Annotated in this window: 27 protein-coding genes and 2 other RNA genes; 19 read left to right on the top strand and 10 right to left on the bottom strand. The window is 63.7% G+C overall.

Translation table 11 applies throughout. The features are described 5' to 3' along the window. The first annotated feature begins 26 nt into the window (after positions 1-26). The 16 genes from ccoN (RTH46_RS05100) to RTH46_RS05025 all read left to right on the top strand — a co-directional run bounded on the left by ccoN (RTH46_RS05100) (position 27) and on the right by RTH46_RS05025 (position 15,791). The gene (gene ccoN, locus RTH46_RS05100) at positions 27-1,451 is read left to right on the top strand and encodes a cytochrome-c oxidase, cbb3-type subunit I (protein ID WP_279846931.1); all 1,425 of its coding nucleotides are present in this window, start codon (positions 27-29) and stop codon (positions 1,449-1,451) included. Positions 1,452-1,464: 13 nt separating this feature from the next. Next, a complete protein-coding gene (ccoO, locus tag RTH46_RS05095) occupies positions 1,465-2,073 on the top strand; it encodes a cytochrome-c oxidase, cbb3-type subunit II (protein ID WP_316905153.1) in 609 nt (202 codons plus the stop codon). A 5-nt stretch (positions 2,074-2,078) separates the two neighbouring features. Beyond that, the gene (locus tag RTH46_RS05090) at positions 2,079-2,270 is read left to right on the top strand and encodes a cbb3-type cytochrome oxidase subunit 3 (protein WP_110994031.1); all 192 of its coding nucleotides are present in this window, start codon (positions 2,079-2,081) and stop codon (positions 2,268-2,270) included. After that, positions 2,267-3,208, top strand: coding sequence for a cytochrome-c oxidase, cbb3-type subunit III (ccoP, locus tag RTH46_RS05085; protein ID WP_153786557.1), 942 nt, complete (start codon positions 2,267-2,269; stop codon positions 3,206-3,208). The genes RTH46_RS05090 and ccoP (RTH46_RS05085) overlap by 4 nt, the downstream gene beginning before the upstream one ends. 504 nt (positions 3,209-3,712) lie before the next feature. Then, complete coding sequence (gene ccoN / locus RTH46_RS05080) at positions 3,713-5,155, top strand: cytochrome-c oxidase, cbb3-type subunit I (protein ID WP_153789303.1); 1,443 nt, start codon at positions 3,713-3,715, stop codon at positions 5,153-5,155. Beyond that, entirely contained in the window at positions 5,155-5,763 is a 609-nt protein-coding gene (gene ccoO, locus RTH46_RS05075) for a cytochrome-c oxidase, cbb3-type subunit II (RefSeq protein ID WP_153789302.1), read from the top strand. The genes ccoN (RTH46_RS05080) and ccoO (RTH46_RS05075) overlap by 1 nt, the downstream gene beginning before the upstream one ends. 5 nt (positions 5,764-5,768) lie before the next feature. After that, complete coding sequence (locus RTH46_RS05070; protein WP_153789301.1) at positions 5,769-5,969, top strand: cbb3-type cytochrome oxidase subunit 3; 201 nt, start codon at positions 5,769-5,771, stop codon at positions 5,967-5,969. Beyond that, positions 5,966-6,946 (top strand): cytochrome-c oxidase, cbb3-type subunit III, encoded by a 981-nt coding sequence (gene ccoP, locus RTH46_RS05065; protein ID WP_153789300.1) that lies wholly within the window; start codon positions 5,966-5,968, stop codon positions 6,944-6,946. The genes RTH46_RS05070 and ccoP (RTH46_RS05065) overlap by 4 nt, the downstream gene beginning before the upstream one ends. A 319-nt stretch (positions 6,947-7,265) precedes the next feature. After that, positions 7,266-8,681 (top strand): cytochrome c oxidase accessory protein CcoG, encoded by a 1,416-nt coding sequence (gene ccoG, locus RTH46_RS05060; protein ID WP_153789299.1) that lies wholly within the window; start codon positions 7,266-7,268, stop codon positions 8,679-8,681. Between the two features lie 18 nt (positions 8,682-8,699). Continuing rightward, positions 8,700-9,227, top strand: a complete 528-nt coding sequence (locus RTH46_RS05055) for a FixH family protein (protein WP_110994036.1) — start codon at positions 8,700-8,702, stop codon at positions 9,225-9,227. Between the two features lie 148 nt (positions 9,228-9,375). Continuing rightward, positions 9,376-11,847: a heavy metal translocating P-type ATPase gene (locus RTH46_RS05050; RefSeq protein ID WP_316905152.1), complete on the top strand. Its 2,472-nt coding sequence runs from the start codon at positions 9,376-9,378 to the stop codon at positions 11,845-11,847. Next, complete coding sequence (gene ccoS / locus RTH46_RS05045; protein ID WP_110994038.1) at positions 11,829-12,041, top strand: cbb3-type cytochrome oxidase assembly protein CcoS; 213 nt, start codon at positions 11,829-11,831, stop codon at positions 12,039-12,041. Before RTH46_RS05050 ends, ccoS begins: the two co-directional genes overlap by 19 nt. Next, positions 12,034-12,717: a sulfite exporter TauE/SafE family protein gene (locus tag RTH46_RS05040; protein ID WP_153788987.1), complete on the top strand. Its 684-nt coding sequence runs from the start codon at positions 12,034-12,036 to the stop codon at positions 12,715-12,717. The genes ccoS and RTH46_RS05040 overlap by 8 nt, the downstream gene beginning before the upstream one ends. A gap of 166 nt (positions 12,718-12,883) precedes the next feature. Beyond that, positions 12,884-14,266, top strand: coding sequence for an oxygen-independent coproporphyrinogen III oxidase (hemN, locus tag RTH46_RS05035; protein ID WP_153788988.1), 1,383 nt, complete (start codon positions 12,884-12,886; stop codon positions 14,264-14,266). 187 nt (positions 14,267-14,453) lie between these two features. After that, positions 14,454-15,188, top strand: coding sequence for a Crp/Fnr family transcriptional regulator FnrA (fnrA, locus tag RTH46_RS05030; RefSeq protein WP_110991794.1), 735 nt, complete (start codon positions 14,454-14,456; stop codon positions 15,186-15,188). A 54-nt stretch (positions 15,189-15,242) separates the two neighbouring features. Beyond that, on the top strand, positions 15,243-15,791 hold the full coding sequence (locus tag RTH46_RS05025) for an adenine phosphoribosyltransferase (protein ID WP_028692867.1): 549 nt from the start codon (positions 15,243-15,245) through the stop codon (positions 15,789-15,791). Positions 15,792-15,889: 98 nt separating this feature from the next. On the opposite strand, the gene recR is transcribed toward RTH46_RS05025, so the two are convergent. From recR to dnaX, 3 genes are all read right to left on the bottom strand, one after another. Next, positions 15,890-16,492 carry a recombination mediator RecR gene (gene recR, locus RTH46_RS05020; RefSeq protein ID WP_125464932.1) on the bottom strand — a complete coding sequence of 201 codons (603 nt, stop codon included), beginning with the start codon at positions 16,490-16,492 and terminating at the stop codon, positions 15,890-15,892. Positions 16,493-16,580: 88 nt separating this feature from the next. After that, positions 16,581-16,916 (bottom strand): YbaB/EbfC family nucleoid-associated protein, encoded by a 336-nt coding sequence (locus RTH46_RS05015; RefSeq protein WP_110991796.1) that lies wholly within the window; start codon positions 16,914-16,916, stop codon positions 16,581-16,583. A gap of 64 nt (positions 16,917-16,980) precedes the next feature. Continuing rightward, positions 16,981-19,011 carry a DNA polymerase III subunit gamma/tau gene (gene dnaX, locus RTH46_RS05010; RefSeq protein ID WP_316905151.1) on the bottom strand — a complete coding sequence of 677 codons (2,031 nt, stop codon included), beginning with the start codon at positions 19,009-19,011 and terminating at the stop codon, positions 16,981-16,983. Positions 19,012-19,143: 132 nt separating this feature from the next. On the opposite strand from dnaX, the gene RTH46_RS05005 reads away from it, so the two are divergent. Further along, positions 19,144-19,911, top strand: coding sequence for a substrate-binding periplasmic protein (locus RTH46_RS05005; protein WP_316905150.1), 768 nt, complete (start codon positions 19,144-19,146; stop codon positions 19,909-19,911). Here RTH46_RS05005 and RTH46_RS05000 read toward each other — a convergent pair. Next, positions 19,908-20,402, bottom strand: coding sequence for a DUF2938 domain-containing protein (locus RTH46_RS05000; RefSeq protein WP_316905177.1), 495 nt, complete (start codon positions 20,400-20,402; stop codon positions 19,908-19,910). The two genes, RTH46_RS05005 and RTH46_RS05000, sit on opposite strands and share 4 nt — an antisense overlap. An 85-nt stretch (positions 20,403-20,487) precedes the next feature. Between RTH46_RS05000 and RTH46_RS04995 the strand changes: the two genes are divergently transcribed. Further along, positions 20,488-20,889 (top strand): helix-turn-helix domain-containing protein, encoded by a 402-nt coding sequence (locus RTH46_RS04995; protein WP_153788991.1) that lies wholly within the window; start codon positions 20,488-20,490, stop codon positions 20,887-20,889. Between the two features lie 4 nt (positions 20,890-20,893). On the opposite strand, the gene RTH46_RS04990 is transcribed toward RTH46_RS04995, so the two are convergent. The 3 genes from RTH46_RS04990 to ffs (RTH46_RS04980) form a co-directional block, all read right to left on the bottom strand. Next, positions 20,894-22,843, bottom strand: a complete 1,950-nt coding sequence (locus RTH46_RS04990) for a hypothetical protein (protein WP_316905149.1) — start codon at positions 22,841-22,843, stop codon at positions 20,894-20,896. Positions 22,844-22,872: 29 nt separating this feature from the next. Further along, on the bottom strand, positions 22,873-23,268 hold the full coding sequence (locus RTH46_RS04985; protein WP_316905148.1) for a hypothetical protein: 396 nt from the start codon (positions 23,266-23,268) through the stop codon (positions 22,873-22,875). A 161-nt stretch (positions 23,269-23,429) separates the two neighbouring features. Continuing rightward, an RNA gene (gene ffs, locus RTH46_RS04980) (signal recognition particle sRNA small type) lies at positions 23,430-23,526 on the bottom strand. 684 nt (positions 23,527-24,210) lie between these two features. Here ffs (RTH46_RS04980) and RTH46_RS04975 point away from each other — a divergent pair. After that, positions 24,211-25,053, top strand: coding sequence for a DUF2971 domain-containing protein (locus tag RTH46_RS04975; protein WP_316905147.1), 843 nt, complete (start codon positions 24,211-24,213; stop codon positions 25,051-25,053). Here the strand turns inward: RTH46_RS04975 and RTH46_RS04970 are convergent. From RTH46_RS04970 to ffs (RTH46_RS04960), 3 genes are all read right to left on the bottom strand, one after another. Further along, complete coding sequence (locus tag RTH46_RS04970; protein ID WP_316905176.1) at positions 24,975-25,520, bottom strand: tyrosine-type recombinase/integrase; 546 nt, start codon at positions 25,518-25,520, stop codon at positions 24,975-24,977. The two genes, RTH46_RS04975 and RTH46_RS04970, sit on opposite strands and share 79 nt — an antisense overlap. 601 nt (positions 25,521-26,121) lie before the next feature. Continuing rightward, positions 26,122-26,337: a DUF6538 domain-containing protein gene (locus RTH46_RS04965; protein ID WP_316905175.1), complete on the bottom strand. Its 216-nt coding sequence runs from the start codon at positions 26,335-26,337 to the stop codon at positions 26,122-26,124. 106 nt (positions 26,338-26,443) lie between these two features. Continuing rightward, positions 26,444-26,540, bottom strand: an RNA gene (gene ffs, locus RTH46_RS04960) — signal recognition particle sRNA small type. Between the last annotated feature and the right edge of the window lie 3 nt (positions 26,541-26,543).

Genomic DNA, 26,543 nt, shown 5'->3' with positions numbered 1-26,543 from the left:
CTATAACCGTGGATGGGAACCCATACATGAACACAACCAGCAGTACCGCCTACAACTATCAGGTGGTCCGCCAATTCGCCATCATGACGGTGGTGTGGGGCATCGTCGGGATGGGGCTCGGCGTCTTCATTGCCGCCCAGCTCGCCTGGCCCGCCCTCAACCTTGACCTGCCGTGGACCAGCTTCGGCCGCCTGCGACCCTTGCACACCAACGCGGTGATCTTCGCCTTCGGCGGCTGTGCCCTGTTCGCCACCTCGTATTATTCGGTGCAACGCACCTGCCAGACCACCCTGTTCGCACCGCGCCTGGCCGCGTTCACGTTCTGGGGCTGGCAATTGGTGATCCTGCTGGCGGCGATCAGCCTGCCGCTGGGCTACACCAGCTCGAAAGAGTACGCCGAACTGGAATGGCCGATCGACGTCCTGATCACCATCGTCTGGGTCGCCTATGCCGTGGTGTTCTTCGGCACGCTGATGAAGCGCAACACCAAGCACATCTACGTGGGCAACTGGTTCTTCGGCGCGTTCATCCTCACCGTGGCGATCCTGCACATCGTCAACAACCTGGAGCTGCCGGTCAGCCTGACCAAGTCGTACTCGGTGTATGCCGGGGCCACCGACGCCATGGTGCAATGGTGGTACGGCCACAACGCCGTGGGCTTCTTCCTCACCGCCGGCTTCCTCGGGATGATGTACTACTACGTGCCCAAGCAAGCCGAGCGCCCGGTGTATTCGTATCGTCTGTCGATCGTGCACTTCTGGGCATTGATCACCCTGTACATCTGGGCCGGCCCGCACCACCTGCACTACACCGCGCTGCCGGACTGGGCGCAGTCGCTGGGCATGATCATGTCGCTGATCCTGCTGGCGCCGAGCTGGGGCGGCATGATCAACGGCATGATGACCCTGTCGGGGGCCTGGCATAAGCTGCGCAGCGACCCGATCCTGCGTTTTTTGGTCGTCTCGCTGGCGTTCTACGGCATGTCCACCTTCGAAGGCCCGATGATGGCCATCAAGACGGTCAACGCCCTCTCCCACTACACCGACTGGACCATCGGCCACGTGCACGCCGGCGCCCTCGGCTGGGTGGCGATGATTTCCATCGGCGCGCTGTACCACACCATCCCCAAGGTGTTCGGCAAGGAGCGCATGTACAGCCTCGGGCTGATCAACGCGCACTTCTGGCTGGCGACCATCGGCACCGTGCTGTACATCGCCTCGATGTGGGTCAACGGCATCGCCCAGGGCCTGATGTGGCGCGCGGTCAACAGCGACGGCACGCTCACCTACTCGTTCGTGGAAACCCTGGTGGCCAGCCACCCCGGCTTCGTCGTGCGCTTCGTCGGCGGTGCGATCTTCCTCAGCGGCATGTTCCTGATGGCCTGGAACACCTGGCGCACGGTGCGTTCGCCAAGCGTCGTGGAAGCCCCTGCCAACGCCCAGCTGGCTTGAGGAGTAGAGCCTGATGAATCATGAAGTCGTTGAGAAAAACATAGGCCTGATGGCGCTGCTGATGGTGTTTGCCGTGAGCATCGGTGGCCTGACCCAGATCGTCCCGCTGTTCTTCCAGGACGTCACCAACAAGCCGGTCGAGGGCATGAAGCCTTACACCGCCCTGCAGCTCGAAGGCCGCGACATCTATATCCGCGAAGGCTGCGTGGGTTGCCATTCGCAGATGATCCGCCCGTTCCGCGCCGAGACCGAGCGCTACGGCCACTACTCGGTGGCCGGCGAAAGCGTGTGGGACCACCCGTTCCTGTGGGGTTCCAAGCGCACCGGCCCGGACCTGGCCCGCGTAGGTGGCCGCTACTCCGATGACTGGCACCGCGCGCACCTGTACAACCCGCGCAACGTGGTACCGGAGTCGAAGATGCCGTCCTACCCCTGGCTGGTGGCGACGCCGGTCGACAACAGCCACACCGACGTCAAGCTGCGCACCCTGCGCACCCTGGGCGTGCCGTACACCGACGACGACATCGCCGGAGCCCGCGACGCGGTCAAGGGCAAGACCGAGATGGACGCGCTGGTCGCCTACCTGCAGGTGCTTGGCACCTCGATCAAGAACAAGAGGTGAGTGCGATGGAAATGGACATCGGCATGATCCGTGGCCTGGGCACCCTGGTGGTGATGATCGCCTTCATCGGCTTGTCGCTCTGGGTGTTCAACCGTCGCCGCGACCGTGATTTCGCCGAAGCGCGCCTGCTGCCCTTCGTCGACGACCGCCTGCCCCCTGCCGGGCAGGAACCCGCCATGAGGAGTAATGGGCAATGACCACCTTCTGGAGTACGTATATCAGCGTACTGACCATCGGCAGCCTGATCGGCCTGACCTGGCTGCTGCTCGGCACCCGCAAGGGCCAGAGCAGCGACACCACCGACCAGACCATGGGCCACAGCTTCGACGGCATCGAGGAGTACGACAACCCGCTGCCCAAGTGGTGGTTCTGGCTGTTCGTCGGCACCCTGGTGTTCTCGGTGGGCTACCTGATCCTGTATCCGGGCCTGGGCAACTGGAAAGGCATCCTGCCCGGTTACGAGAACGGCTGGACCGGCGTCGACGAGTGGAAAAGAGAGATGGAAAAGGCCGACGCCAAGTTCGGCCCGATCTTCGCCAAGTACGCCGCCATGCCGGTGGAAGAAGTGGCCAAGGACCCGCAAGCGCTGAAGATGGGCAGCCGGCTGTTCGCCTCCAACTGCTCGGTATGCCACGGCTCCGACGCCAAGGGCTCCTACGGCTTCCCCAACCTGACCGACAAGGACTGGCGCTGGGGCGGCGAGCCGGAAACCATCAAGGCCTCGATCATGAACGGCCGCCACGGCGTAATGCCGGGCTGGGCCACGGTGATCGGCGAGCAGGGCGTGGCCGATGTGGCCGCTTACGTGCTGACCAACCTCGATGGCCGCAGCCTGCCGGAAGGCGTCAAGGCCGACCCGGCCAAGGGCCAGGAGATCTTCGCCAGCAACTGCGTGGCCTGCCACGGGCCTGAAGGCAAGGGCACCCCCGCCATGGGCGCGCCGAACCTGAACCATCCGCAGGCGTTCATCTACGGCTCGAGCTTCGCCCAGCTGCAGCAGACCATCCGTTACGGCCGTCAGGGCCAGATGCCGGCGCAGCAGGACATCCAGGGCAATGACAAGGTGCACCTGCTGGCGGCGTATGTGTACAGCCTGTCGCAGGATCAGGCCGCTGAAACAGTGACCGCCAAGTAACAACACGTGGGAGCGGGCTTGCCCCGCGATGGCGCCAGGCCTGACGACCTCATCGCCCGGGCCGACGCCATCGCGGGGCAAGCCCGCTCCCACGCCCCGCTCCCATGCCCCTCCCTCGCCTCTCCCCCGCCTTGCACCCCCTCCGAACACAACTAAGCTTGTTGCCACAGTGGCCCTGCTCGCAGCAGCCGGAGCAGACGTGGTGCAAAGCCTGATACCACGCAACGATTCCAGTCTTGCGAGCCCGCGCTTTGGGATGATGCCTTGCGTGCCCGTCCCGGCAATAAAAGCTTGACCGATCGATCAGAAAAACATGGGAAACGGTACACATTACAAAGATTTATTTGTGTACAATCGTTCGAACCCCAACGCCACGGGACGGTGGCGAACAGGGTTTGGACACGGGTCGGCACCAGTCGCCTTGCATTGTAATAACCCTGGTGGTTATCGATACTGGCGCCGATTTACCAACCAACAAGAATACCCAAACCGTGGAACCTTAGAATGAGCACTGCAATCAGTCCGACTGCTTATAACTATAAGGTCGTCCGCCAGTTCGCCATCATGACGGTGGTCTGGGGGATCCTTGGCATGGGGCTTGGCGTCTTCATCGCCTCGCAACTGGTATGGCCCCAGCTCAACCTGGACCTGCCATGGACGAGCTTCGGCCGCCTGCGCCCACTGCACACCAACCTGGTGATCTTCGCCTTCGGTGGCTGTGCCCTGTTCGGCACCAGCTACTACGTGGTGCAGCGTACCTGCCAGACCCGCCTGATCTCCGACAGCATGGCCGCCTTCACCTTCTGGGGCTGGCAGGCGGTGATCGTCGGCGCGCTGATCACGCTGCCCATGGGCTTCACCACCACCAAGGAATACGCCGAGCTCGAGTGGCCGCTGGCAATCCTGCTGGCCATCGTCTGGGTGACCTACGGGCTGGTGTTCTTCGGCACCATCGTCAAGCGCAAGACCAAGCATATCTATGTCGGCAACTGGTTCTACGGTGCCTTCATCGTGGTCACCGCGATGCTGCACATCGTCAACCACATGTCGCTGCCGGTGAGCCTGTTCAAGTCGTACTCGGCCTACTCCGGCGCCACCGACGCGATGATCCAGTGGTGGTACGGCCACAACGCCGTGGGCTTCTTCCTCACCACCGGCTTCCTGGGGATGATGTACTACTTCGTGCCCAAGCAGGCCGAGCGCCCGATTTACTCCTATCGTCTGTCGATCGTGCACTTCTGGGCGCTGATCACCTTGTACATCTGGGCTGGCCCGCACCACCTGCACTACACCGCCCTGCCGGACTGGGCGCAGTCGCTGGGCATGGTGATGTCGATCATCCTCCTGGCGCCGAGCTGGGGCGGCATGATCAACGGCATGATGACCCTGTCGGGGGCCTGGCATAAGCTGCGCACCGACCCGATCCTGCGCTTCCTGGTGGTCTCGCTGGCGTTCTACGGCATGTCCACCTTCGAAGGCCCGATGATGGCCATCAAGACCGTCAACTCGCTGTCCCACTACACCGACTGGACCATCGGCCACGTGCACGCCGGCGCCCTGGGCTGGGTGGCGATGATCTCCATCGGCGCGGTGTACCACATGATCCCGAAACTCTACGGCCGCGAGCAGATGCACAGCGTCGGCCTGATCAACGCGCACTTCTGGCTGGCGACCATCGGCACTGTGCTGTACATCGCCTCGATGTGGGTCAACGGCATCACCCAGGGCCTGATGTGGCGCGCCATCAACGACGACGGCACCCTTACCTATTCGTTCGTCGAAGCGCTGCAGGCCAGCCACCCGGGCTACATCGTCCGCGCCCTGGGCGGTGCGTTCTTCGCCTCGGGCATGCTGCTGATGGCCTACAACGTGTATCGCACCGTGCGTGCCGCCAACCCGGCACAGGCTGAGGAAGCCGCCAAGATCGTCGTCGTGGGAGCCCACTGATGAAGCATGAAGCAGTCGAGAAGAACATTGGCCTGATGGCCTTCTTCATGGTCATCGCCGTCAGCGTCGGTGGCCTCACCCAGATCGTCCCGCTGTTCTTCCAGGACGTCACCAACAAGCCGGTCGAGGGCATGAAGCCGCGTACCGCGCTGGAAGTGGAAGGCCGCGATGTCTACATCCGCGAAGGCTGCGTGGGTTGCCACTCGCAGATGATCCGCCCGTTCCGCGCCGAGACCGAACGCTACGGCCACTACTCGGTAGCCGGCGAAAGCGTGTGGGACCATCCGTTCCTGTGGGGCTCCAAGCGTACCGGCCCGGACCTCGCCCGCGTGGGTGGCCGCTACTCCGATGACTGGCACCGCGCGCACCTGTACAACCCGCGCAACGTGGTACCGGAATCGAAGATGCCGTCCTACCCATGGCTGGTCGAGAACAAGCTCGATGGCAAGGACACCGCCAAGAAACTGGAAGTCCTGCGCACCCTCGGCACGCCGTACACCGACGAAGACATCGCCGGTGCCCGCGACGCGGTCAAGGGCAAGACCGAAATGGACGCCCTGGTGGCGTACCTGCAAGGCCTTGGCACCCTCATCAAAAGCAAACGGTGACACTGATGGATATCGGGATGATTCGCGGCCTGGGCACCGTCGTGGTGCTGGTGGCTTTCGTGGGCTTGGCGCTGTGGGTGTTCAGCCCGCGGCGCAAGAAGGAGTTCGACGAGGCCACGCAATTGCCATTTGCGGACGACCCCGAGGCCACTCGCCACGTTGAGCACGCGAAAGCGCAAAAAGCTTCTGGGAGCAAACAACAATGACAACCTTCTGGAGTCTGTACGTCACCGTCCTGACCCTGGGCACCATCTTCGCCTTGAGCTGGCTGCTGCTGTCGACCCGCAAGGGCCAGCGCGAAGAGATCACCGATCAAACCGTCGGCCACGCCTTCGATGGCATCGAGGAGTACGACAACCCGCTGCCCAAATGGTGGTTCTGGCTGTTCGTCGGCACCGTCGTGTTCGCCCTCGGCTACCTGGTGCTGTACCCGGGCCTGGGCAACTGGAAAGGCATCCTGCCGGGCTACGCGTACGTCGACAACGACAAGAAGACCGAGTTTTCCAACGGCCAGCCAGGCTGGACCGGCGTGCACGAGTGGGAAAAGGAGATGGCCAAGGCCGACGCTCGCTTCGGGCCGATCTTCGCCAAGTTCGCCGCCATGCCGGTGGAGGAAGTGGCCAAGGACCCGCAGGCGCTGAAGATGGGCGCACGCCTGTTCGCCTCCAACTGCTCGGTGTGCCACGGCTCTGACGCCAAGGGCGCCTACGGTTTCCCCAATCTGACCGATAACGACTGGCGCTGGGGCGGTGAACCGGAAACCATCAAGACCACCATCATGGGCGGGCGCCACGGGGTGATGCCGGGTTGGGGCACGGTGATCGGCGAACAGGGTGTGGCTGACGTGGCAGCGTTCGTGCTGACCAAGCTCGACGGTCGCACGCTGCCCGAGGATGCCAAGGCCGACCCGGTCAAGGGCCAGCAGATCTTCGCCACCAACTGCGTGGCCTGCCATGGCCCTGAGGGCAAGGGCACCCCGGCCATGGGTGCGCCGAACCTGACCCACCCGCAGGCGTTCATCTACGGCTCGAGCTTCGCCCAGTTGCAACAGACCATCCGCTACGGTCGCCAGGGCCAGATGCCGGCCCAGGAACAGTTGCAGGGCAACGACAAGGTGCACCTGCTGGCGGCGTATGTGTACAGCCTGTCGCATCAGGATCAGGCACCGGCCCAGGCCGAGTAAGGCTGGCTGGCCTCTTCGCGGGCAAACCCGCTCCCACAGGTCCACTGCACCCTCAAACATTGCGTAGTACCTGTGGGAGCGGGTTTACCCGCGAAGAGGCCGGCACTGACACCACAATTCCTGCAGGCCCCATGACCTGGATCAATTGACACCCGCCATATCACGATTCAAACCAGCACCCAACGCGACTAAGTGTCGCAGCAAGGCCCCGGCACGCCAGCACAGGCGTATCATGGGCCGCAGAGCGCCAGCAGAACGCGCGCGACTGCGGCCGGCAAGCACTGGCCGCGGCGTTTCTCCACTGCCGTGGGACTAGATGATGAGCAAGCAAATTCCGGTACATGACGTCACCCCGCCTGCCAGCAAAGGGAAGGAATCCGTCGACCTCTACGCATCACGCGAAAAAATCTATACCCGCGCCTTTACCGGCATTTTCCGCAGGCTGCGGATGGTCGGCGGTGCGGTGTTGTTCCTGCTGTATTTCGGCACCGTCTGGTTGAACTGGGGCGACCACCAGGCCGTGTGGTGGAACCTGCCCGAGCGCAAGTTCTACATCTTCGGCGCCACCATCTGGCCGCAGGACTTCATTCTGCTCTCGGGCCTTCTGATCGTCGCGGCCTTCGGCCTGTTCTTCATCACTGTATACGCCGGCCGCGTCTGGTGCGGTTACACCTGCCCGCAAAGCGTGTGGACCTGGGTGTTCATGTGGTGCGAAAAAGTCACCGAGGGTGACCGCAACCAACGCATGAAGCTGGACAAGGCGCCCATGAGCGGCAACAAGTTCCTGCGCAAGTTCGCCAAGCACAGCCTGTGGTTGCTGATCGGCTTCGTCACCGGCATGACCTTCGTCGGCTACTTCTCGCCGATCCGCGAGCTGGCCATCGAGTTCTTCACCGGGCAGGCCGACGGCTGGGCCTACTTCTGGGTCGGTTTCTTCACCCTGGCCACCTACGGCAACGCCGGCTGGCTGCGCGAGCAGGTGTGCGTGTACATGTGCCCCTACGCGCGCTTCCAGAGCGTGATGTTCGACAAGGACACCCTGATCGTCAGCTACGACCCGCGCCGTGGCGAAACCCGTGGCCCGCGCAAGAAGGACATCGACTACAAAGCCAAGGGCCTGGGTGACTGCATCGACTGCACCATGTGCGTACAGGTCTGCCCTACCGGCATCGACATCCGCGACGGCCTGCAGATCGAGTGCATCGGCTGCGCCGCCTGCATCGACGCCTGCGACAGCATCATGGACAAGATGAACTACCCCAAGGGCCTGATCAGCTACACCACCGAGCACAACCTGTCCGGGCAGAAAACCCACATGCTGCGCCCGCGCCTGATTGGCTACGCGCTGGTGCTGCTGGTGATGATCGGCGCCCTGACCACCGCCTTCGCCACCCGCTCGCTGGTGGGCTTCGACGTGGCCAAGGACCGGGTGCTGTACCGCGAGAACGCCCAGGGGCGGATCGAAAACGTGTACAGCCTGAAGGTGATGAACAAGGATCAGCGCGACCACGTCTACGTGCTGGATGCCGCCGGCCTGCCGGACCTGCGGCTCGAAGGCCACCGCGAGATCCGCGTGGCCGCCGGCGATATCGTCAGCCTGCCGGTGCAACTGTCGGTTGCCCCGGAGAAACTGCCCTCGACCACCAACGAAATCACCTTCATCCTCAAGGACGCCGACGACAGCGCCAGCCAGGTTGAAGCCAAGAGCCGCTTCATCGGCCCACAGATCCGCTGACTAGAGAGAACACAGACAATGCCTGCCGCCACCGCCGCCAGCCCCTGGTACAAGCACCTCTGGCCCTGGATCATCATCGGCATCCTGGCCACCTCGGTATGCCTGAGCCTGACCATGGTCAGCATCGCCGTGCGCAACCCGGACAACCTGGTCAACGACAACTATTACGAAGCCGGCAAGGGCATCAACCGCTCGCTGGACCGTGAATTGCTGGCCCAGACCCTCAACATCAAGGCCAGCATCCACCTGGACGAACTGACCGGTGAAGTGGACGTGCGCCTGACCGGCAACAGCGCCCCGCAGGCGCTGGAACTGAACCTGATTTCGCCAACCCAGCCGAACAAGGACCGCAAGGTACAACTGGCACGCACCGAGCCGGGCCGCTATGTCGGCCAGCTGGATGACAAGGTCGACGGCCGACGCTTCGTCGAGTTGCTCGGCAGCCAGGATGACCATGTGTGGCGGTTGTTCGAAGAGGAGAAGGTCGAGCATGGCGTGACCTTGCAGTTGGGGGATGAAGCCATTCAAGGGGCCGAGCATCACTGACCGAACACCGCGCCCCTTGTGGGAGCGGGTTTACCCGCGAATGCGTCAGACCTGAAGACATCACTGCTTGCTCTGACGCGTTCGCGGGTAAACCCGCTCCCACAGGCACCCTGTCCAGATAGCCGACTTGCGTAAGGCAATGATGTAAATGACCCAACCCACCCCCTGCTACCACTGCGCCCTGCCCGTCCCCGCCGGCAGCCGCTTCACCGCCGTGGTGCTCGGCGAGCCCCGGGCATTCTGCTGCCCGGGCTGCCAGGCAGTGGCCGAGTCCATCGTCGCCGGGGGCCTTGAGCACTATTACCAGCACCGCAGCGACACCAGCGCCAACCCCGAAGCCCTGCCCCGCCAGTTGCAGGACGAACTGGCGCTGTACGACCGCGACGACGTGCAACAGGGCTTCGTGCGCCATGCCGGCGAACTGGCCGAAGCCACCCTGTTGGTCGAAGGCATCAGTTGCGCCGCTTGCGGCTGGCTGATCGAAAAACATCTGCGCACCTTGCCCGGGGTCGCCGAGGCGCGGCTGAACCTGTCCAACCATCGCCTGCTGGTCAACTGGGCCGACAGCCAGTTGCCGCTGTCCAGGCTGCTGGCCGAGCTGCGCCGCATCGGCTACGCCGCCCACCCCTACCAGCCGGACCAGGCCGCCGAGCAACTGGCCCGGGAAAACCGCAGTGCCCTGCGCCGCCTGGGTGTGGCCGGGCTGCTGTGGTTCCAGGCAATGATGGCGACCATGGCCACCTGGCCGGAATTCAACATCGACCTGTCCCCCGAGCTGCACACCATCCTGCGCTGGGTCGCGCTGTTCCTCACCACCCCGATCGTGTTCTACAGCTGCGCGCCGTTTTTCAAGGGCGCCGCCCGCGACCTGCGCACTCGCCACCTGACCATGGACGTCTCGGTATCACTGGCCATTGCCCTGGCCTACTGCGCCGGGATCTGGACCGCGATCACCGGCAGTGGCGAGCTGTATTTCGACACCGTGGGCATGTTCGCCCTGTTCCTGCTGACCGGCCGCTATCTGGAGCGTCGTGCCCGCGAGCGCACGGCGGCGGCCACGGCACAACTGGTCAACCTGCTGCCGACCTCGTGCCTGCGCCTGGCTGCCGACGGCCAGGCCGAGCGCATCCTGCTCGGCGAGCTGCAGTGCGGCGACCGCGTGCAAGTGCTACCCGGCGCGGTGATCCCCGCCGACGGCTGCATCATCGAGGGTCGCTCCAGCGTCGACGAATCGCTGCTCACCGGTGAATACCTGCCCTTGGCGCGGCGCACCGGCGACCGGGTCACCGGCGGCACCCTCAACGTCGAGAGCACCCTCACCGTCGAGGTCCAGGCCCTGGGCCAGGACTCACGACTGTCGGCCATCGTGCGCCTGCTGGAGCGGGCGCAGACCGAAAAACCGCGCCTGGCCGAGATCGCCGACCGGGCGTCGCAATGGTTCCTGCTGTTCACCCTGGCGGCGGCGGCGGTCATCGGCCTGGTCTGGTGGCAACTCGATGCCGGGCGGGCGTTCTGGATCGTCCTGGCCATGCTGGTCGCCACCTGCCCCTGCGCCCTGTCGCTGGCCACCCCGACCGCCCTCACCGCCGCCACCGGCACCTTGCACAAGCTCGGCCTACTGGTGACCCGTGGTCATGTGCTCGAAGGCCTCAACCAGATCGACACAGTGATCTTCGACAAGACCGGTACCCTCACCGAAGGCCGCCTGGCCCTGCGCAGCATCCGCCCGCTGGGGCGCCTGGATGCCGACCGCTGCCTGGCGCTGGCCGCCGCCCTCGAGAACCGTTCCGAGCACCCCATCGCCCGTGCCTTCGGCCGCGCCGCCCAACCGGCCGAGGCGGTCAACGCAGTGCCTGGGCTGGGCCTGGAAGGTGAGGTGGACGGCCAGCGCCTGCGCATCGGCCAGGCCACCTTCGTCTGCGCCCTGAGTGGCGCCGAAGTGCCTGGCGTACCCGAGCCACGCGGCCAGTGGCTGCTGTTGGGCGATCGCCAGGGCCCACTGGCCTGGTTCGGCCTGGATGACCGCCTGCGCGACGACGCCGCCGACCTGGTGGCCGCCTGCAAGGCCCGTGGCTGGCAGACCCTGCTGCTGTCCGGCGACAGCTCGCCGATGGTTGCCGAGGTGGCCACGACGCTTGGCATCGACCAGGCCGTCGGCGGCCTGCGCCCGGACGACAAGCTCGCGCGCCTGAAACAGCTCCAGGCTGAAGGGCGCAAGGTGCTGATGCTGGGTGACGGGGTGAACGATGTACCGGTCCTGGCCGCCGCCGATATCAGCATCGCCATGGGCAGCGCCACCGACCTTGCCAAGACCAGCGCCGACGCCGTGCTGCTGTCCAACAACCTGCACGCCCTGGTGCAGGCCTTTGCCCTGGCCCGGCGCACCCGCCGCAACATTGTCGAGAACCTGCTCTGGGCGACCCTGTACAATGGCCTCATGCTGCCGTTCGCCGCACTCGGCTGGATCACCCCGGTCTGGGCGGCGGTCGGCATGTCGGTCAGCTCGCTGATCGTAGTGCTCAACGCCTTGCGCCTGACCCGGCTGCCAACTGCAGCGGGCGTGCCGCTGAGCGCGCCACCGTCACTTGGAAGGAAAACCCTATGCCCGCCCTCTACGTGATGATCCCCGCCGCCCTGCTGCTGGTCGGGGTGGCCGTGTACATCTTCTTCTGGGCGGTGGACAGCGGCCAGTACGACGACCTTGAAGGCCCGGCCCACAGCATCCTGTTCGACGACCAGGACCCGCGCCACCAGGCCGCGGTCAAACACGACGAACAGCCGCCCGAAGACAAGGACGCCAAACCGAGTGCCTGAACTGATCCCTCTGCTCGGCTCGGCCCTGGTCCTCGGCCTGCTCGGCGGCGGCCACTGCCTGGGGATGTGCGGCGGCCTGATGGGCGCCCTGACCCTGGCCATCCCGCCCGAGCAACGCAGCCGGCGGCTACACCTGCTGCTGGCCTACAACCTCGGGCGCATCCTCAGCTACGCCGCGGCCGGCCTGCTGCTGGGCCTGGCCGGCGTGGCCCTGGCCAGCAGCCCGCTGGCGCTCGGGCTTCGGGTCGTCGCGGCGCTGCTGCTGATTGCCATGGGCCTGTACCTGGCCGGGTGGTGGAGCGGCCTGACACGCATTGAAGCGCTGGGGCGTGGCCTGTGGCGCCATATACAACCGCTGGCGACACGGCTGCTGCCGGTGTCCAGCCTGCCTCGCGCCCTGTTGCTCGGCGCCTTGTGGGGCTGGCTGCCATGCGGGCTGGTGTACAGTACCCTGTTGTGGGCGGCCAGCCAGGGTGATGCGCTGCACAGTGGGGCATTGATGCTGGCGTTCGGGCTGGGGACCTGGCCGGTGTTGTTGGCCACGGGGTTGGCGGCGGAGCGTGTGGGCAGCGTGCTGCGCAAGCGCGGGGTGCGGATGGCGGGTGGGCTGCTGGTGATTCTGTTCGGGCTTTGGACACTACCGGGGCCCCATCAGCACTGGCTCATGGGGCACTGACAGGGAATCGCGGGGCAAGCCCGCTCCCACAAAGCTGAGCAGGCTTCTACGCTTGTGGGAGCGGGCTTGCCCCGCGATCGGCTGGCCTGCTTGATACAAATCAACACCCCACACCCCACGCAGCCCTAGACTCCGGACACTGCTGCTCTATCCGGGGACTGCCCACATGCTCGACGACCTACGCTGGGACGCCGACCTGATCCGTCGTTACGATCTGGCCGGGCCACGCTACACCTCATACCCTACCGCCGTGCAACTGCACAGCGAAGTGGGCTCGTTCGACCTGCTGCACGCCCTGCGCGAGAGCCGTCGGGCCACCCGCCCGCTATCGCTGTACGTGCATGTGCCGTTCTGCGCCAACATCTGCTACTACTGCGCCTGCAACAAGGTCATCACCAAGGACCGTGGCCGCGCCGCGCCCTACCTGCAGCGCCTGGAACAGGAAATCCAGCTGGTCGCCTGCCACCTGGACCCCAAGCAGCGCGTCGAGCAGCTGCACTTCGGCGGCGGCACCCCGACCTTCCTCAGCCATGTGGAACTGCGCCAGCTGATGGCGACCCTGCGCCAGCACTTCAACCTGCTGGACGATGACTCCGGTGACTACGGCATCGAGATCGACCCGCGCGAAGCCGACTGGTCGACCATGGGGCTGCTGCGCGAGCTGGGCTTCAACCGCGTCAGCCTGGGCGTACAGGACCTCGACCCGGCGGTGCAGCGCGCGGTCAACCGCCTGCAGAGCCTGGAGCAGACCCGCACCTTGATCGAAGCGGCGCGCACCCTGCAGTTCCGTTCGATCAACCTCGACCTGATCTACGGCCTGCCCAAGCAGACCCCGGAAGGCTTCGCCCGCACTGTCGAAGAAGTCATCCGCCTGCAACCCGATCGCCTGTCGGTGTTCAACTACGCCCACCTGCCCGAGCGTTTCATGCCCCAGCGGCGCATCGACGGCAACGACCTGCCGGCCCCTGCGGCCAAACTGGAGATGCTGCACGCCACCATCGACCAACTGACCGCCGCCGGCTACCGCTATATCGGCATGGACCATTTCGCCCTGCCGGACGACGAACTGGCCATCGCCCAGGAAGAAGGCACCCTGCAGCGCAACTTCCAGGGTTACACCACCCACGGCCATTGCGACCTGATCGGCCTGGGGGTCTCGGCCATCAGCCAGATCGGCGACCTGTACTGCCAGAACAGCAGCGACCTCAACACCTACCAGGACACCCTGTCCACCGCCCAACTGGCCACCCAGCGCGGCCTGCTGTGCAACCAGGACGACCGCCTGCGCCGGGCTGTGATCCAGCAACTGATCTGCCATTTCGAGCTGGATTTCGAGCAGATCGAACGGCAATTCACCATAGATTTTCGCGGCTACTTCAACGAGCTGTGGCCGCAACTGCAGGCCATGCAGCGCGACGGCCTGATCAGCCTCGACAGCAAAGGCATCCGCATCCTGCCAGCCGGCCGCCTGCTGGCGCGCTCGGTGTGCATGGTCTTCGACGCTTACCTCGCGCAGCAGAATCGCCAGCGTTTCTCGCGGGTGATCTGAGGCGATTGAGGCGTTTCACCGCATGGACAGCCCGCCTTCAGGGGCACACTATGGACAGTCGAAAGGTACCGGAAACATCCACTCCGGGCCGCCGCCAGCACGCACCAAACAAGTGCATGCTGGCCTCCAGCCTATGCCGTGGGTTACCCTTACGGCTTATGTGTGCTTTCCCACAAGGATCGAAGAAATGTCCGAGCCAGTAAAACTGCGCCCACACAACCAGGCCCACTGCAAGGATTGCAGCCTGGCCCCCCTGTGCCTGCCCCTGTCCCTTAACCTCGAGGACATGGATGCACTGGATGAAATCGTCAAACGCGGCCGCCCACTGAAAAAAGGCGAATTCCTGTTCCGCCAGGGTGACAATTTCGGCTCGGTTTACGCAGTCCGCTCCGGCGCCCTTAAAACCTTCAGCCTAAGCGACGCCGGCGAAGAGCAGATCACCGGTTTCCACCTGCCCAGCGAGCTGGTCGGCCTGTCCGGCATGGACACCGAGGCCTATCCGGTGTCGGCCCAGGCCCAGGAAACCACCTCGGTGTGCGAGATCCCCTTCGAACGCCTGGATGAGCTTTCGGTACAACTGCCGCAACTGCGCCGCCAGCTGATGCGGGTCATGAGCCGCGAGATCCGCGACGACCAGCAGATGATGCTGCTGCTGTCGAAGAAAACCGCCGACGAGCGCATCGCCACCTTCCTGGTCAACCTGTCCGCGCGCTTCCGCGCCCGTGGCTACTCGGCCAACCAGTTCCGCCTGAGCATGTCGCGCAACGAGATCGGCAACTACCTGGGCCTGGCCGTGGAAACCGTCTCGCGGGTGTTCACCCGCTTCCAGCAGAACGGCCTGCTCAAGGCCGAGGGCAAGGAAGTGCATATCCTCGACCCGATCCAGCTGTGTGCGCTGGCCGGTGGTGCAATGGAGGCCTGACAAAGGCCGGATGCGGGTATACTGGCGCCTTGGTTTTTCCAGGATACCCGCACCATGCACAGCGACACCTTCGACCTCAAAGCCCTGATTCGCCCGGTAGTGGACTTCCCCAAACCGGGGGTCATCTTCCGCGATATCACCCCGTTGTTCCAATCACCGCGTGGGCTGCGCTACGTCGCTGACCAGTTCATCGAGCGTTATGTCGAGGCCGAGTTCAGCCATATCGGTGCCATGGATGCGCGGGGCTTTTTGATCGGCTCGATCATCGCCCACCAGTTGAACAAGCCGCTGATCCTGTTCCGCAAGCAAGGCAAGCTACCGGCCGACGTACTGTCGGAGGGTTACCAGACCGAGTACGGCGAAGCTTTCCTCGAAGTGCATGCCGACAGCCTGTGCGAAGGGGATTCGGTGCTGATCTTCGATGACCTGATCGCCACCGGCGGCACCCTGCTGGCGGCCGCCAACCTGGTGCGCCGCACCGGGGCTCAGGTGTTCGAGGCCGCGGCGATCATCGACTTGCCGGAGCTGGAAGGCTCGCGCCGGCTGCAGGCGGCCGGGGTGCCGACTTTCTGCCTGACCGAGTTTTCGCTGAGCGAATACTGAGTCAAGGTTCAGAACCATCGCGGGGCAAGCCCGCTCCCACAAGTCAGTCCAAGGCTATCTTGTGGGAGCGGGCTTGCCCCGCGATGCTTTGCAAAGACTTACAGCGAAATCGGCCTGCGTCCGGCAAACGCATGGGCCAGCGTCCCGCCATCCACCAGCTCCAGCTCCCCACCCAGCGGCACGCCATGTGCGATACGCGTGGTGCTCAAGCCCTTCTCGGCCAGCAGCTGGGCGATGTAGTGGGCCGTCGCCTCCCCTTCCACCGTGGGGTTGGTGGCCAGGATCACTTCACTGAAGGTACCCTGCTCTTCAATCCGCGCCATCAGCTGCGGAATACCGATCGCGTCCGGCCCCAGGCCATCGAGCGGCGACAGGTGCCCCTTGAGCACGAAGTAACGGCCACGGTAGCCGGCCTGCTCCACGGCAAACATGTCCATCGGCCCTTCGACCACGCACAGCTGGCTGTCATCTCGGCGCGGATCGGCGCACTGCGGGCACAGCTCCTGCTCGGTCAGGGTCCGGCACTGGCGGCAATGGCCAACGCCGTCCATGGCCTGGCTCAGGGCCTGGGCCAGGCGCGTACCGCCACTGCGATCGCGTTCGAGCAGTTGCAGGGCCATGCGCTGGGCGGTTTTCTGGCCGACACCGGGCAGAATGCGCAGGGCGTCGATCAGTTGGCGGATCAGGGGGCTGAAGCTCATGTATGCGGGCCTGCCAATTCAGGAAACAGAATGAACAAGGGAGCAACGACCGCCTGGCCGTTGCTCCCCCGGGGTAACGCGACGCCGATCAGAACGGCATCTTGAAGCCAGGCGGCAGCTGCATGCCGGCGGTCATGCCGCCCATCTTTTCCTGGCTGCTCTGCTCGATCTTGCGCACGGCATCGTTGAGCGCGGCGGCGATCAGGTCTTCGAGCACTTCCTTGTCGTCGGCGTCGGCCGACATCAGGCTGTCATCGATGCTGACGCGCTTGACGTCGTGGCGACCGGTCATCACCACGCTGACCAGGCCACCACCGGACTGGCCGGTGACTTCGGCGTTAGCCAGCTCTTCCTGCATCTTCTGCATCTTTTCCTGCATCTGCTGGGCCTGCTTCATCAGGCCGGCCATGCCACCTTTCATCATGGGGGTAGTCCTCGATTGGGTCATGTAATGCGGCCCTGCACAGGGCCGGCCGCATGGTTATCCGTTATTGGCCCTGGCTGGCCAGGGCATCCACAGGCTCAATAGTATCCTGCCGCACCGTCGCACCGAACTGCTGGATCATCTGCTGGATCAGCGGATCCTGTTCGATCGACACCACCGCGTCATGCTGGCGTTCGGCGCGCTTGCGGGACGCGGCCTGGGCCGGGGTTTCCTGCTCCGGGGGAATCAGTTCGATCTTCAGCCGGATGTCGCGCCCCAGCTGCTGGTTGAGTGCATCGTTGAGGCGGCGCTGTTGCGTGCTGTTGAACAACGCGCCCTGGCCCGGGTCCAGGTGCAGCAGCCAATCGTCGCCATCGGCGGCAATCAGCGTACAGTTCGCGGCGATGTTGCCTGTCATACCGGAGACAGGCAATTGTGGGAATAATTCCAGCCATTGCAGGGCCAGGCCCGTGGCGGGCGCAGCTGCCGGCAGAGGCTCGGGCGCCTTGACAGGCTCGTCTTCCTGCACATGCTCGGCCAGTTCATCGAGGTAACTGAAGCCCGCCGGGTCGCTGTCGGCGACATAGTAGTCTTCGTCCGCCGGTGGCTCATCGTCGCGGTCCATGCCCGCCGGATTGTACGCGGATGGGTCGAAGGGGGGCTCGTCGTAGTCCGGTTGGCTGCTGACGGCCTCGGCAACGGCCGCCTCGACCACCACGGGCTCGGGCTGCGGCGCGGCAGCGACCGGCACAGGCGGTGCGGCGGGCTCTTCCCAGGGGAGGTCGATCACTGCCTCGACCGGTTCGGGCTCGGCCTCCGGGGCGGGCTCTGGCTGCGCTGCAGGCGCTTCAACCACAACCTCGGCGACGACAGGGGCCTCTACCGGGGCCTGAACGGCAGCTTGCGCGACAACAGGTTCAACTGCCGCAGCTGCCACCGGTGGGGCCGGATCAGCTGTGGCCTGGCTGATCCCCACCGGCTTTAGTACCGGCTTCGGTGCATCGTCGCTGTCGGCCGGGCGGAACGCCAGCATGCGCAGCAGAACCATTTCGAAACCGCCACGCGGGTCAGGTGCCAGCGGCAGGTCGCGACGGCCAATCAGGCCCATTTGGTAGTAGAACTGTACGTCTTCGGCGGGCAGTGCCTGGGCCAGCGCCAGCACCCGGTCACGGTCGCCCTGGCCGTTGTCGACCGCTTCGGGCAGCGCCTGGGCGATGGCCACACGGTGCAGCACGTTGAGCATTTCCGAGAGTACGCCGTTCCAGTCCGGCCCCTGTTCAGCGAGGTGGCGCACCGCTTCCAGCAACGCCCGGGCATCGCCGTCGAGCAGTGCCTGCAGCACACCGTATACCTGGCCGTGGTCAAGCGTGCCGAGCATTGCCCGTACATCCGCCGCCAGTACCTTGCCTTCGCCGAAGGCGATGGCCTGGTCGGTCAGGCTCATGGCGTCACGCATCGAACCGTCTGCAGCGCGGCCCAGCAGCCACAGGGCGTCGTCTTCGAACGGCACGTTCTCGGCGCCGAGCACATGGCTGAGGTGCTCGACTACCCGCTCCGGGCTCATGTTCTTCAGCGAGAACTGCAGGCAGCGCGACAGGATGGTTGCCGGCAGCTTCTGCGGGTCGGTGGTGGCGAGGATGAACTTGACGTAGGGCGGCGGCTCTTCCAGCGTCTTCAACAAGGCGTTGAAGGAGTGGGTCGAGAGCATGTGCACTTCGTCGATCAGGTAGACCTTGAAGCGCCCGCGGCTGGGGGCGTACTGCACGTTGTCGAGCAGCTCGCGGGTATCTTCGACCTTGGTGCGGCTGGCGGCGTCGATCTCGATCAGGTCGACGAAGCGGCCTTCGTCGATCTCCCGGCACACCGAGCAGGTCCCACAGGGCGTGGAGGTGATGCCGGTTTCGCAGTTCAGGCACTTGGCGATGATCCGCGCGATGGTGGTCTTGCCCACCCCACGGGTGCCGGTGAACAGGTACGCATGGTGCAGGCGCTGGTTGTCCAGGGCGTTGATCAAAGCCTTGAGCACATGGGTCTGGCCGACCATTTCGCGGAACGAGCGCGGACGCCATTTACGTGCAAGAACCTGATAACTCATCAAAAAACCATCGTGACCGGAGCGGGCGGAAAGAGCGCTAATGCTAGCGGAGCGAGGGGGAAATTGCACCCTGCGGATCTCGTCTAAGCTCAGCAGCAGGCACAGCTCCGGGCTGATCAGGGAGGATGAGACGTGCGGCGAGCCTTGGTCCTCCTGTGGTTATGCAGTACCTGCAGCCTGGCCGAGCCGCCGGTGCTGCGTTTTTCCGTGGCCGAGAGCTGGAGCATGCCGCTGATGCGCATCGAGCAGGGGCAGCCGGTGGAGGGCATTCTGTTCGAGCTGATGCAGGCTGCGGCCCGCGAAGCGGGGGTGCGGGCGCAGTACCATGTGATGGCCCGGCTGCGGCTGCAGGAGGCCATGGAGAACGGCGACATCGATGTGCGCTGCTACGTCTCCACCCAATGGCTGACCAGCCGCCCCGGCGATTACCTGTGGAGCATCCCGCTCATCGAGCAGCGCGACCTGCTGGTCGGCCGCCCCGGCGACAGCCCCACCGCCCCCGATGCCCTCCCCCCACAGGCGCTGGGCACCGTACTGGGCTACAGCTACCCCACCCTCGCCCCACTGTTTGCCCGGGGCCAGCTGCAGCGCGAAGACAGCCGCAATCAGGAGCTGGCCCTGCAAAAACTGCAGGCCGGGCGCTATCAGCATGCCGTGAGCAACCAGCTGACCCTGCAATGGTTCAACCGTGGGCTGCCGGCGGCAAAGCAACTGCATGGGCTGGCGGTGCTGGAAGAACAGGCTCTGAGCTGCATGGTGCGCAACGATCCGGCGCTGCCGACACAGGCGATGCTCAGGGCGTTTGTGAGGCTCAAGCAATCCGGGGAGGTCGAGCGGATCATCGAGCGTTACACCCAAGCGCTTGCCGCGCCGCCTGTCGCTGACAGCAAAGACCACTAGCCTGCAAGGCACAGCGCACCAAGCGCGGCCAAGTATAGTCCACTGCCAAACACACAATGCGTTGCCAGGCTGCGCAAGCAGCTCTTCACCGGCGCTGGTGTATTGGCGGCAAAGTACCCCGCGCCCAGTGCCGGCTGTATCACGCACAGCGGCACCAGCACCGAGACGACCCCGAACGACAACGCCGGGAGCAGCGAAGGCCGACTCAGCCAAGCCTGCCCGGCCAGCGCGATCAGCAGGCCGGCAAACAGCAGCCCGGTGACATAGTGCAGCAGCCAACCCCACGCCCGCTCACCGCGAACCGGCTCGGCCTTGCCGATCGCTGCGTGCCGCCAGCGCCCTTGCAGCAGGTGCCCCGCCCAGCGGCCGACCATGGCGTAGTTCAGGGTCGTGACGCCCAGACGCCTGAGCAACAGCGTCCACAGGTCCATCACCAGCGTGGCGCCGATGCCGATGAACAGGATGGAGTAGATCGATGTGGAAACGGTCATGGCGAAGGCCCCGGGCAGATTGACGGAAATGGTCTTTGCCAAGCAGCATGCAAGTTGAAGTCAACTTCAAGTCAAGGGGCCCCAGATGGATATTGCCGATGTCGCCAGGCGCAGTGGTGTACCGGCTTCGACCTTGCGCTACTACGCCAACAAGGGCCTGCTCACGGCATTAACCGGCCGGGGTCAGCGCCGCCAGTTCCCGGCCGACACGCCCGAGCGCCTGGCGTTGATCGCCCTGGGCCAAGCGGCCGGGTTTTCGCTGGATGAGGTGGCGGCGATGCTGGCCGAGCAGCAGGTCGACCGGCAATTGCTTTTGGCCAAGGCCGACGAGATCGACCAGCGGATCAAGCGCCTGCAGGCAATGAGCAAGGGGTTGCGCCATGCCGCGGTGTGCCCCGAGGAGCACCACCTGCAGTGCCCGACCTTCCAGCGATTGATGAAGGTGTCCGCCAGCCAGGGCAGGCGCAGCAGAGCGCCACGCAAGTGAGCCATCAGTAGCCGTGCAGTTCGCGGAACGGCTGGCTCTTGTGGTAGGCGATCCACTCTTGCACGTCGTAGGGCAGGTAAAGCTGGCGCCGCGCCCGTGACAACGCGATGTACACGGCGCAAATGCGCGCATCGAAAGCGTAGGCATCCTTGAAGCGGTTGGTGGTCATCAGCTCTGGCGTGAGCAGTACATGGTCGAACTCAAGGCCCCCGGCCTCCTCGGCCATCATCAACAAGAGGCTGGCACGCTGATCGGCGACCCGCGCCGCCAGGGTGGTCAGGTCGGCGAGCTTGTAACCGTCCTGCAACCGCGCCTCGACCCACAGGAACGACTCATCAAAACGCTCGGCCTCACGCACCTGCTGCCAGTCGAGCATGTGCGCGAAGTGCGGGTGCGGCCCCGCAGCGTCCTGCATCGGACCATGGATTGCCGCACGGAACAGGCCGACCGCAGTGGCCATGAAGCGTCGCATATCGGGCCAGTCGGGGAATTTCAGCAGGCAACCGCTCTCGGCCAGTTCCATGGCCCAGCGCATGCTGTCCCAGCGCGAGGCGGTCAGCACCACGCAGCCTTCGGGTGGAATGAAGCCCTGGGGGAACAGTTCGATACCGACATCCACGTTGCGCGCAGCCTCGAAGGCCACTTTCGACTTCTGCGAATGCACGTCGATCAACGGGTTGATCAGGCGCTCGACCTTTGGCCCGGAGCGAACGGCGAAGGCGATATTCTTGTGGCGCACCTGGCGCTCACGCCGCACCACGGCACCGGAGGCCTTCTGGTACTCGTCACCCAGGGTGATCAGCACCTGCCGCCCGCGCTCGATGACCTGCAACAACGAGCCTGGCACGTCCTGGCTCTCATCGATGATCACGTGGCTGAAGCGCGTGGGCACACTGCAGCCGCCCAGGCTGGCACGCTTGATCAGCAGCAGCGCTTCGAAGCCGGTCTGCGCGCCCCAGGCCGGGTGCGTCTCCAGGTAGCGCCACAGCCGGCTGGCGTACTCGAGCAGGACCTGGGCATCGACGCCCGCCAGCGCCTGCCGGAAGAACGGCAGGTGGCGATTGGACAGGCTGTAGTCACGCGACTCGCAATAGCTGTGCAGCACTTCGAGGCAGATATCCAGGGCATGTTCGGCGTCGTACTGGCGCAGCCCGACGATGCCAAGCTCCTGCGCCAGCTTGAGCTTGCCTGGGCCTCGCGCTGCGGGCCTGCCGTTGGCCGACTGCGCATCCTTGAGCAGGGCCTTGGCGAACTTCCCGAAGGTCATGCCGACCTTGGCCTGCGGGTCCAGCCCCATGCGCTGGCGCAGGATGCCAAGCTTGGCCGGCGTGCGCGCCAGGGCCAGCACCCGGCCGCGTGGCAGGCAATCCATCAGCGCGCCCAGCAGGTAGCTCTTGCCGATGCCGGCGTAGCCCTGGACATGGATGTCTTCGTCGAGATTGGCGCGGATGACCTTGAGCAGCTTGTCCTGCTCGACGGTCAGCCAGCGCTCGTTGTCGAAACCGGTCACCACCTGCTGGCTGAAGGGGTTGTCGGCTTGCTGGCGGCGGAGCCTGAAGCCGAAATCCCATTTGCCGTCGGCCAGCAGGTAGTCCCTGCTCTGCACCTCTTCGTCGCTGAGCAGGCGCAACTTCGACGCCTTGATCACCTCGAGGCCGAAATACAGTTTGCGCACATCGAACAGCCGATGCGCCTCCGACAACAGGCTCACGTCCGCCGAATGGGGGCCATCGACGGACCAGGCCAGCAACTTGCCCAGCACCTTCTCCGTCGCTGGCGCATCGAGCTTGCCCTGGGCCTGGGCAAGGTTCTGGATCACCAGCAAGGCCGCCAGCTCAGGGTCGCTCAGCGCATCAAGGGCGGGCGCGCCTTCGGCCTGCAGCAACCCCTGGCAGCACTCCAGGGTGATGGGCAGGAAGACAGGGCAGGAGAAATTGAAATGTTCAGGCTGCATGTGCGCTCAATGTCCAGGCAAAGACCGATTCAGGGCGTGTTGGCATCCGACGCCTGGCCAACCAGCAGTTCGAACTGGTAAGCACCCAGTGAACCCGCCATGCCGCCAGGATGGCGGGCATCCGGCTGAGGCTCTTCGAGCACCCCATCGAGTTCGTGCAGTGCCAGCTCCAGCAACTTGCGCAGGTCACGCACGCTGCCTGCCGATACGTTCAAATGCAGTTCGAGCAGGGCCTGGGCCGCGGCAGCAGGCGCCGGCGGCGTTGCCTCGGCGAGGATGCGCTCGTGCTCTTCTTCCATCTGGTCGAGCACCTGCGACAGCTCCAGCACCCGCTCGGGGCTGGCGGCCATCTGGTCCTTGATTTCCAGGCGGCGCAGTTGCCATTCCCGGATCTTGTGACGGGTGAGGTCGTCGACATGTTCCACGGTCGCTATCTCCTGGCCGAACGGACTGACACGCTGGGTGCATGATAAGGCGCCAAGCACGATTGTGCAGGGGTAAAGGCTTGAGCGGGCGTAAAGAGAGGGTACAGGCGGGGTACGAAAGGTGCGCGAAGCGAAAATGCCTGCGCCCAAAATGGAGGCGGCCCCACCAGCCACACCCCGGCACTCGATGTTCCCGCTATGGCTGCTCCCTTCCGGGCCTGACCAGGTTAACGGGTAATCAGTGCGGGGGGGCACCACGACGGCTCGCCAAGTGACGAGCCGCGCCTACGGTCTTTCCCTTCCCACACGGAAATTGGAAAACACCGCCATTGTAAACCGAGGCGTAGATCGACGTACAAATCGACTTGTATCACGCGACGCTACATGGCCGCTATAACCCTGGTCCTACCGCATCTACTCAAGGGAGCTCCATCTAAACTACCTCCAGGCGGATGAAGAGGACGACCCGTACCTGCCCAGCACCAGCCGAAAGCGCATCACCCGTCATCACTCAGAGTGCTTCCGACTACATTCGGACGGTCAATCGGTTGTGGCTGTGCAAATTGAGAACACCCGCCCCTTGGCTCGAACCGCGTCGTTGGGCGCGCTGCTTTTAGTTCCTCGGCCATGTCTGTGTGCCCGCTGCTGTTTTGGCCCACTTCTCCCCCTAAGCCTCACCAAGCGCGCCTTTCGAGCGTCTTATCCGTGCCCGTGTGATCAGTCTCCACGCAACCAACGGTCATGCGGCCCACGTCCAAGAGGCCCCGAAGACGCCCATGCTGCCACTCGCCTACCTTCAATTCTGGGACAAGGCTATGAGGCTGCCAGCGCATATTGCCGCAAGGCTCATCAATGAGGGCTACAGAGAGCTTTGTCTCGTACTATACAATCACAAAGACTCATGATTCTTTAGATCCACCTACAGCATAAGGAGCGCGCCACATGGATAAAAAAACGCTTTACCACTACAGTGACGTGGACGGTTTCTTCAACATTATAAAGAATAAAAAACTTTGGCTTTCAGGCCCACACAACCTCAACGACCACCAAGAGGTAAACTGGGCAAAGAATAAAATAGCTTCGACATTCCAGCGACTGGAAAAAATGTACGCCCGAGAGCATATAGAATATCTTTGGCTGCTGTACGCCAACAATGGACTTACACCATTTACCTGCTCACTATCTTCCGAGGGCGACCTCCTTAGTCAATGGAGAGCATATGCGAGAGACGGGACAGGAGTATCCATCGGATTCAACTCGAGCTTACTTCCTAACTCTGGAACAATCCCACACCACAATGCAGCCCCAAGCGCTAGCATTACCACTATGCAGGTTGTTTATGACGACGCAGAGCAGGATGAAACAATCGAAACAATTCTATCCTCTGCTCTCGAAGCAGCAAAGTCCAATCAAAACTGGCAGGCGGACGATAGACTAATCTACGCCACCACGCAATTGAATGCACTGACAACAACATATAAGAACAGTGCCTTTCGAGAGGAAAGTGAGTGGAGAATAATTCACACACCAATGATAATGGCATACCAAAACACAAGCAAACACGCCTTCCACTCCGGAATATCAGACATCAAGCACCGCACCTCCAATGGAAAAATAATCACATACTTCGAATACGACTTCTCAAGCCTCATCAAGGACAAAATAATAACCGAAATTATTTTGGGACCAAAATGCGCCATACAAAATTATGACCTCAATCTATTCTTAGCCATGAATGAACTAGAATACATACAAATTAGGCGCTCCTCAGCAACATACCGATAGCACATGAGAAGAATGGGGGGGGGGGAGGGGGAAGTTGAAACTAGCTCTATTACTGGAGCCAGCACTTCCGGTCTGAAGCCCTTCCCGTACCGGCTGAAAGTTATCCCGCCGGTCTGGTGCCCCAGGATGCGGCCGACCAACGACTCCGACACGCCCTTCTGATTCAGGCGATCCGCCCGGGCATGCCGGAAGCTGTGGAAGTCCTTCTTCCCTTCAAAGCCCAGTCGCGCCCTCACCCGAGTAAACCACTTGGAGGGGCGGCGCTGTAGCCATGCTACTTGTGGCGGCTCAGCTCGGGGAAACACCCGCACATGGCTATCACTATGAAGTCGACTGACATACTCCAGGAAGCCAAGCGTCTTAAGCCGGGAGTGGATCGGCACCAGCCGTTCCGAGCTGTCGGTCTTGAGCTTCTGATCTGCACTGTCTTGGCGGATGTCGAGGCAGTCGATGCCGTTGACGACCACTACTTCATCCAAGTGTAGCTGGCACAGTTCGTTGGGCCGCGCTCATGCGAAGGCCTAGTAGCGGCAACCAACACTGGTTGGACGTCGAGTCATCCGCAGGGAAGTACCGCATCTTGTCGAACAACGCCCACAGGCCCGCCTCCGTGAATGCAGGCCGCTCCTCGCTATCCTTCACCCGCAGGCTGTCGAAGGGTTATTCTCGCAGTAGCCCTCCCGTATGGCGTAGAAGAAGGCCTCGCTGACGCTCTTCACGTAGTTGTTGAAGGTTGGTCTCCACCTGGGCGATGGCCTGCTCCAGCGACGAAACTGATGCGCCTACGGGTGGTCGCCGATGATGCGGGTCAGCAGCGCAACCTCCGCTCGCTTGTCGTCCAGAGTCTTCAGCGACACACTCTCCCTAGTCTGCCCCCTCAAGTGTTCCTCGACCACCACAGAGAACTTCGGGGCAAGGTTCGGGCGGCCCTCCACAAGCACCCTAAGAGTCCTCTCCTCCGCGCTTACAGGCGCCCTCTGGGATTGTCCCCGCCATTTCCTAGAAGCTGCTCACAAGCTGTTGGCGAAGCCAGGAGGCCCAACTAGCCATGCACCTACTGCCCACCTCTCAGGCTCCACGTAGAAGGCCCAGTGAAGGCTGACGCCCCTGGAAGGCTTCGGTAAACAGCCCCTGCACCTGTAGCAACAACTCACGAACACAGATTGACGCAGCCTTACGGCACCGCGCCTGGAGGGACCTGCGTAACTCCCGTCGAGAGGATAATGGACGAATGACTTCGGGCACCACGATCCGGAAAAAGAAGACCGAGTGGCGGGAGAGCATGAGGTGGTAAGGGATCTTCGACACGGATGTATCACTCCTTGTACCACCGTGCGGTGAAAGAGCGAAAAACCGTTAGATATCAGCCGGTTAGCTGAAATGGAGGCGGCCCCACCAGCCACACCCCGGCACTCGATGTTCCCGCTATGGCTGCTCCCTTCCGGGCCTGACCAGGTTAACGGGTAATCAATGCGGGGGGACCGATGGGG

It is taken from the genome of Pseudomonas sp. zfem004 (genome assembly GCF_032621715.1).
GTDB classification, from domain to species: domain Bacteria; phylum Pseudomonadota; class Gammaproteobacteria; order Pseudomonadales; family Pseudomonadaceae; genus Aquipseudomonas; species Aquipseudomonas sichuanensis.
The sequence above is the reverse complement of the archived record's forward strand: the minus strand, read 5'-3'. Positions and strand labels throughout refer to the sequence as shown.